Source organism: Novosphingobium aquae, from assembly GCF_037572715.1.
GTDB lineage: Bacteria > Pseudomonadota > Alphaproteobacteria > Sphingomonadales > Sphingomonadaceae > Novosphingobium > Novosphingobium aquae.
Genome location: NZ_JBBHJY010000006.1, coordinates 275,742 through 283,103 on the forward strand (window position 1 = coordinate 275,742; position 7,362 = coordinate 283,103).

The 7,362-nt window shown below is 64.5% G+C and carries 7 protein-coding genes; 1 reads left to right on the forward strand and 6 read right to left on the reverse strand.

All coding sequences use genetic code 11. The features are described from left to right. Positions 1 to 55: 55 nt before the first annotated feature. Positions 56 to 1,480, reverse strand: a complete 1,425-nt coding sequence (locus WG900_RS13415) for an aldehyde dehydrogenase family protein (RefSeq protein ID WP_339967752.1) — start codon at positions 1,478 to 1,480, stop codon at positions 56 to 58. Between the two features lie 104 nt (positions 1,481 to 1,584). Continuing rightward, positions 1,585 to 3,375, reverse strand: coding sequence for a thiamine pyrophosphate-binding protein (locus WG900_RS13420; RefSeq protein ID WP_310530565.1), 1,791 nt, complete (start codon positions 3,373 to 3,375; stop codon positions 1,585 to 1,587). Between the two features lie 173 nt (positions 3,376 to 3,548). Here WG900_RS13420 and WG900_RS13425 point away from each other — a divergent pair, with 173 nt between their 5' ends. Then, on the forward strand, positions 3,549 to 4,028 hold the full coding sequence (locus tag WG900_RS13425; protein WP_339967753.1) for a nuclear transport factor 2 family protein: 480 nt from the start codon (positions 3,549 to 3,551) through the stop codon (positions 4,026 to 4,028). Between the two features lie 32 nt (positions 4,029 to 4,060). On the opposite strand, the gene WG900_RS13430 is transcribed toward WG900_RS13425, so the two are convergent. The 4 genes from WG900_RS13430 to WG900_RS13445 all read right to left on the reverse strand — a co-directional run. Continuing rightward, the gene (locus WG900_RS13430; protein ID WP_339967754.1) at positions 4,061 to 4,474 is read right to left on the reverse strand and encodes an EthD domain-containing protein; all 414 of its coding nucleotides are present in this window, start codon (positions 4,472 to 4,474) and stop codon (positions 4,061 to 4,063) included. Positions 4,475 to 4,498: 24 nt separating this feature from the next. Then, positions 4,499 to 5,107, reverse strand: a complete 609-nt coding sequence (locus tag WG900_RS13435) for an MSMEG_1061 family FMN-dependent PPOX-type flavoprotein (RefSeq protein ID WP_339967755.1) — start codon at positions 5,105 to 5,107, stop codon at positions 4,499 to 4,501. A gap of 5 nt (positions 5,108 to 5,112) precedes the next feature. Next, positions 5,113 to 6,708 (reverse strand): gluconolaconase, encoded by a 1,596-nt coding sequence (locus WG900_RS13440; protein WP_339967756.1) that lies wholly within the window; start codon positions 6,706 to 6,708, stop codon positions 5,113 to 5,115. Positions 6,709 to 6,797: 89 nt separating this feature from the next. Further along, positions 6,798 to 7,362: SDR family NAD(P)-dependent oxidoreductase (locus WG900_RS13445; RefSeq protein ID WP_339967757.1), on the reverse strand; the 565-nt coding region annotated here is incomplete at its 5' end.

The window sequence follows — 7,362 nt, forward strand, 5'->3', positions numbered from 1 at the left end:
AAGTGCGGAGCATGGCTTCCCATACCCCGCCCTTTGGCTTGCTTTGGTTCAGCGATCAGCCGGCAGCGTTCCAGCCGACGATAGCCTTGGTTTCGAGATACTCGGCAAAGCCCTCGACGCCCCATTCGCGGCCATTGCCCGAGCGCTTGTAGCCGCCGAACGGTGCGTTGAAATCAAACCCGCCGTTGACCCAGATCGCGCCGGTGCGCATCCGCTTGGATACGTCGCGCGCCACGCCCAGATCTTCGCCCGAGACATAGCCGCCAAGGCCGAAATCGGAATCGTTGGCGATCTCCACCGCGTGGTCGAGGTCGTCATAGCCGATCATCACCAGCACCGGCCCGAAGATTTCCTCGCGCGCAATGACCATGTCGTTGGTGCCGACGAAGACGGTGGGGCGGACGAACCAGCCCTTGTCGATGCCTTCGGGACGGCCCGGACCACCGGCGATGAGCGTTGCGCCTTCGTCGATGCCCTTGGTGATGTAGTCCTGGATGATGTTGTACTGGCTCTTGGAAACCACCGGACCCATGGCGAAATTGCCGGTGGGATCGCCCACGGTGACGCCATTGGCGGCTTCGGCAGCAGCGGCGATGGCTTCTTCCATGCGCGCGGCCGGCACCAGCAGGCGCGAGCCGGCCGAGCAGGTCTGGCCCGAATTGCCCATCATGCCGCCGGTTGCCCCGGCGACATTGGCGGCCATCGATGTGTCGTCGAGCACGATCCACGCGCTCTTGCCGCCCAGTTCCAGCCCGACGCGCTTGACCGTGTCGGCGGCGTCCTTCTGAATCTGCACGCCGACGGGCTCGGAACCGGTGAACGATATCATGTCCACATCCTTGTGCCGCGAAAGCGCCGCACCGATGACACTGCCCGCGCCCTGGACCATGTTGAACACGCCCGCCGGAACGCCTGCCGTGTGCAGGATTTCAGCGAGGATCTGCGCCGAATAGGGCGCGAGTTGCGGCGGCTTCAGGATCATCGTGCAACCCGTGGCGAGGGCCGGGGCGATCTTTACGCAGGTCTGGTTCATCGGCCAGTTCCACGGGGTGATCAGGCCGCAGACGCCGATCGGTTCCTTGCGGATCATGGTGACGCCGCGCTCTTCCTCGAACTTGTAGGTCTTCAGAACCTCAAGCGCGGTGCCGATGTGGCCCTTGCCGAGCAGCGTGTGGAACCCGCAGCCGAGCGACAGCGGCGCGCCCATTTCTTCGGTAACGGCCTCGCCCAGTTCGCGCTCGCGGCGTTCATATTCGGCGAGGATCGCGCCGAGCAGGTCGGTGCGTTCGGCTACCGTGCTGACCGACCACGAAGCGAAAGCGCGGCGGGCGGCGGCAACCGCCTTGTCGACATCGGCTTCGCTGCCAAGCGAGATCGTGCCCGATACTGCCTCGGTCGCCGGGTTGATGACCTCGGCGGTCTTGGGCGTGATGGGATCGACGAAAGCGCCGTCGATGTAGAACTGGGTGTAATTGCGCATTTCCTGCTCCCGAATCTGGTTGTGTCCGGTGGTAACGAAAAGGCCCGCGCGGCACCAGCAATGGCGCAGCGCGGGCCTTGGTATTTGCTAAGCCATAGGGCCGCTTACTGCGTGCCTTCGGCGTACCAGGTCCGGAAGCGTTCGTACTTCGGCATTTCTTCCGAGTTCGCCTTGGGATCGATCGGCACGTGGATCACCGATGGGCCGCCGCCGGCATCGATATGGGCATAGGCGCGGGCGATGGCCGGGCCGATCTCGTCAGCGGTGCGGACGAATTCGCCGCGTGCGCCAAGGCCTTCGGCGATCTTGTCAAAGCGGACCTTGTCGGACCAGTGCGTGCCGGTTTCCGCCGTGCCCTGACCAAAGGTGCGCTTGTAGACGCCCACTTCAAGGCCCCATTGGAAGTCGACTGCAACCACGCAGACCAGCGGCAGATTCTTGCGCACCGCGACTTCAAGTTCGCCGATGTGGAACAGGAATGAGCTGTCCGAGGTGACGAGCATGCCGGGACGGCCGGGGCCGTTCTCTGCAATGTCAGCCAGCATGGCGCCATTGGCATAGGGCAGGCCGGTGCCGATGTGGCCGTAGTTCTGGTTCCAGATTACGTCGTGCGGCTTGCACTGGTTATAGGTCCAGCCGAAGATCACCGAAGCGCCGCCATCGCGGATCATGATGCCTTCGGGCGGGAAGTGCTTGGTGGCTTCGACGATGAAGCGGCTGGTGTGGACTGCAACATTGCCGGTGCCGTCGCTCTTGGTCAGCGTTTCCTCGGCCAGTTCGGCCAGTTCCTCGGCGCCGTCCTTCATGAAGCGCTGCAGGCCGGGAGCTTCCTCGCGGCCTTCACCCAGCGCGCGGCTGAGCTGCGGCACTACGGCGCGGACGTCACCGACCAGCGGGATGTCGATCGGGCGGTTGACGCCGATGGCGGTCGCGTCCTGCTGGACGTAGATCCACTTGCGGGTCGCCTCGCCGTCGTACCAGTGGCGCCAGCGGCCGAAGTGCAGCGGCTCGCCCAGTTCGGTGCCGAGCGCGACGACAACGTCGCACTCCTCGACCGCGTCGATCGAGGCATCGGAAAACACGTACTGGAAGGTGCGGTCCTCAAGCCCCTTGATATAGGAGGTGCCGCCCGAGGTCTGGATCACCGGGCAGTTCATCTTCATGGCCAGTTCGCGCACGGCTTCGCCCGACTTGGTAGTGTGCACCGCGTGGCCGACCAGCAGGATCGGGTTCTTGGCTTCCATGATCGCCTTCGCCGCTTCGGCAATACGGTCACCGTCAGCACCCTGATTGGTCAGGCGGTAGCGGCTGGGTGCCGGAACCGGCGTGGGGTCGACTTCCTCGAGGATCACGTTTGAGGGATATTCGATGTAGCAGGGGCCGGGCGTGCCCGACATGGCGATGCGGATCGCTTCGTGGACGATCTCGTCCACCTGGTCGGCATATTCGATCACGCCCGAATACTTGACCGAATCCGCGATCATCGGTTCCTGGCGGACGAACTGGATGCGGCCGCGGCGGACGCGTTGTTCGGTGATGCGGGCGCGCTGGCCGCCAAGGAAGATGACCGGCGAATTCTCGACCTTGCAGCACTGGATCGCGGGCATCATGTTGGCCAGGCCCGGCCCGAGCGTGCCGAAGCAGACGGCGGGCTTGCCGGTGATGCGGCTGGCAGCTTCGGCCATGAAGCCGGCAGCGGCTTCGTGCCGGGGCGAAACCACGGTCCAGCCGCGGCTTTCCGCTTCGAGGCAGAGATGGACGAAGTTCGGATCGGGGATGCCGAACAGGGTCTTGATGCCTTCAGCCTCGAACAGGTCGAGCAGGCGCTTGTAGACAGGAACGCCCTTGGGCTTGGCGCCGGTATCGGCGGTGTCGGGCGTATCGGCGTAGCTCATGGCTCAACTTTCCCTGCAGTCTGGTCCGATTGCGGACACGGTCAATTTTCAGCCTCGCGGATTGCCGAACTTGCCCGCTGCCCGCAATGGCAAAGCAGGACGCACCGGCGATGGAATCGGGATGGTGGGCGAGTGGCTTGATCGCCGGGCTGCCGCCGCGCTAGCCACGCGCCATGAAAACCCGGGAAGGAATGAATGCCATGGCCAAGTTCGAGGCAAACCAGGTCGCCGACGTGCTGGCGATCCATCAGGTCATCAATGAATGGGCCTTCGAGATGGACGTCAACAATGGCCTGACCATGGCGCCGCTGCTGACCGAGGATTGCCAGTACGTGGTGCGCGGTGAATGCCGCGATGGTCGCGATGCCGTAGTAGCCTTTTACACCGGGCGGCTTGGCGAATTCCCCGATGGTCCGCCGATCCACCGCCATGCGCTGGCCAACCAGCGGGTGACGTTCAAGTCCGCGGACGAGGCGCGCTGCGATTTCAACCTGACCTATTTCTCCAGCGTGGTCACCAAGATGGGCGCGGACGTGGCCGATCCGCTTTCCTATGCGGATGTGTGGATGGACTGCCGGCGTGAGGCCGATGGCCACTGGCGGATTGCTAGCTTCGATTCGAAGCCGGTGTTTGTGCGTTCGGCGAAGCCCTAACCTTCTCCCCTCCCGCAAGCGGGAGGGGAACTTCAATCCCCGTGCACAACCTCCACCCGCGTCGCCTCGCCTTGCGGGCCCATCGGCGAATCGTATTCGATCACCGAACACACCGGGTTCACATGGCTGGCGAAAAGGTTGAGCTCGTCCTCCATGATCGCGGGCAGCCGCGCCGGATCGGAAATGATGCGCTGCGAGGCTTCGAATTCCTCGCGGCTGTTCCACCAGATTTCCATGATGCAATCATAGCCGGGATCGTGGACCTCGCCGGTCACCGGATTCTTTTCGGGCACCAGATAGCGGCGGACATAGCGCTGCGCACCCGGCAGCGAAGGCGCGCGGCCCTGCCGCTTGGAAAGCTGCGAATGCTGGTTTTCGTAATAGTCGAGGAACTCGTCCATCGTCATGTCGGGGCGTTTGCGGAAAAAGCAGATCTGCTTGAACATCGGATGGGTCCTTGGGTCTTGGCGTCAGTTCCAGAGGTCGTGTTCGCGTTCCTTGGTGATCGCGTCGAACATCTCTTCGATTTCGGGCTTGCCGAGCGCCTCGGCATAGATCTTGCCGTAGGAGATCGTCATCGGATCGCCCCAGGTTTCGGGCTTCCACAGGCCCGCGCGCAGCACCGGGCGCGAGCAGTGGAAGAAGGCGCGCTCGATCTCGACACGCATCATCAGCAGCGCCGGCTTGCCGCCCATGGCGTGGCGCTGGCAAACATCGGCATCGTCAATCAGCGTTGCCCTGCCGGTGACGCGCAGCGTGTCGTTGGTTGGCGGGCAAAGGAACAGCAGCGAGATACGCCCATTGGCGAGGATGTTGCTCAGCCCCATCTTGAGCTGGTTGCCAGGCCGTTCGGGGATCAGCAGGGTGCGTTCATCCACCACCTCGACAAAGCCTGCCCCGTCGCCCTTGGGGCTGATCTCGATGCCGTCTGGCCCTTCGGTGCCGATGAACAGGAACGGACTGTGCGCCACGAAGGCGAGCGCCTGTTCGTCGAGCCGGTCACCAACCTTGGCGGCGGCGCGCGGGCTGGCGTCGGGAATGATCGCCGCCAGTTGTTCCCGCGTCTCGATCCGCGCCACGGCGGCTATTCCGGCTTCAGAGCAAGCACCGATCCTTCGGCGCTGCCGGCGATGTAGATCGTCCCGTCGGCCCCGGCGGTGATGCCCGACATGGTCCACATCGGCCCGCAGAAGATGCCGATGCCGCCAAGCCGCGGCATTTCCATACCCACCGGCGCGCCGACCGGCAGGCTGGAAGCGAGCACTTCGCGTGCGCCGCCCGACAGGTCGGTGGAGATCAGTTCCTTGGTCCGAACATCGAGTACCAGCAGCCGCCCGCCGTGAACCGCGAGGCCCTCGGGCCGGCCCAGTCCATCGATCACGGTTTCGCTGCGTCCGCCGGCGATCTTCACCACGCGGCCGGCGTCAGTCTCGGACACATAGATCGTGCCGTCTGGGCCGATGGCCACGCCGCTGGGCTTGTCGAGTCCGCTGGCGAGCTCTTCGACATTGCCGTCCTTCACACAGTGAACCTTGCCGGTCTGGGCATCGGTGAAGACTGCCGTTCCATCTGCGGCTAGTGCAACGCCCATTGGCACGCCGAGCCCGGAAGCGAGCACTTCGCTCTCCTCCAGCCCGGGGCGGAACCGTGCGACCGTCCCGGCCGCCGTGGTCACCACCCATTCGCCGGGACCGTAGGCAGCGACATCGCGCGTCCAGCCGGGGAAGCCGGGCGAAAACAGGTGGCCGACCAGCTGCGGATCGCTGCCCGCCGCGAACGTATAGACGAAGCCGCCATCGGCGATGAACAGGGCACCATCAGGTCCGACCGCGAGGCCGAGTGGCCATTGCAGTCCGCGTTCGAGCAGCGGCTTGGCCACGCCAGGGGCGGTGATCTCGTGGATCGAACCGGTAATGTGGCTGACGAAAATCCGCTTGCCGACGAAGGTCACGTTGTCGAGCCCGGGGCCGATATTGGCGAGTACTTCCTGCGCGCCGGTGCGGGGATCGATCTTGAGCACCTGGCCCGAATGGACCTGCGTGGAGACGATGTAGCCATCGGGATGGAACTTCACCGAATCCGGCACGCCGAGGTCTTTGGCGACGACTTCGGGCTCGCCGCCATCAAGCCCGATGCGCCAGATTTCGTTCGCGCCCTGCGCCGGGAAATAGAGCTTGCCGTCCGGGCCGACGTCAAAAGCGTTGACCATTGGCACGTGCTCGAGAAGCACCTTGGGCGCACCGCCGTTGCGGTCCAGTTCCATGATGCGTGCATCAAGCGTCAGTTCGCCGACGATCAGCCGGCCTTGGTGGAAGGTGATCGGGTTGGCCGTGTTGATCTCGCCCTGCAGCACCTGCGCCGTGCCGTTGGGGCGCAGGACGGAAACGCGGTTCAGTGTGATCTCGGTGCAGTAGAGATTGCCCTCGTCATCGAAGACAAGGTCGTCAGGCGCGGTGATGCCGCCGCCGATTGCGGTGAGCGCGGAGACTTCGCCGCTGTCGGGATCGATAGTGGAAACGCGGCTGCCCGCAACCTGCGCGACATAAATCTTGCCGTCCGCGCCGGTGCGGATGCCGTTCGCCCCGGCCAGCCGGCTCGGGCGGGTGGCGCGGGTCAGCGTCCAGCCTTCGGCAACCTGTGCCGACGGATTTTCTGCAGGGCGGCCGCTTGCCAAGGTCATTGCACTCTCCCGGTTTTATCCGGTCGCAATGTTTCGTCCGGCGCGGCGAAGCGCAACCATGAATTGCGCGCCGGAGCGATGCCTTGGGATCAGCTCCCCACCATCCCGAAGCTAATCCCCAGATGCGCGCCAAAGCCGCCCTCGGCTGGGTGGAAGGTGAGATTGTTCGAAGGATCGCGGATCGCGTCCATGCTTTCGGCCACGGAATCGATCGACCAGTCCTTGTGCCAGACGCCGTGCGTCTCGGTGACATAGACCCGCGCCATGCGGCCGGCGACGGCGGCATAGATCTCGGCGCTGACCGCGCAGTCCTCATGGGTGAGGTAGCCCACCATCGGGGCGACCAGTGCAGGGTCCATCGGCGGGAACTGGCTGGTGTCGATCCCCTCGGCCATGCGCGTCACCGCGCCGGGCAGGATGACATTGCTCTTTACGCCGAAATCGTTGCCCTCGACGCTGATGGCGTTGTTGAGCCCGATCATGCTCGCTTTCGACATGGCGTAATGGACGGTCTGCGGCATGGTGTAGATGCCGCCGATCGAGCCGGTCAGCACGACACGGCCATAGCCCGCCGCCTTCATCAGCGGGAAGGCCGGACGCACGACATTGAACGCGCCCATCATGTGGACATCGACCAGCGCGCGGAATGCTTCG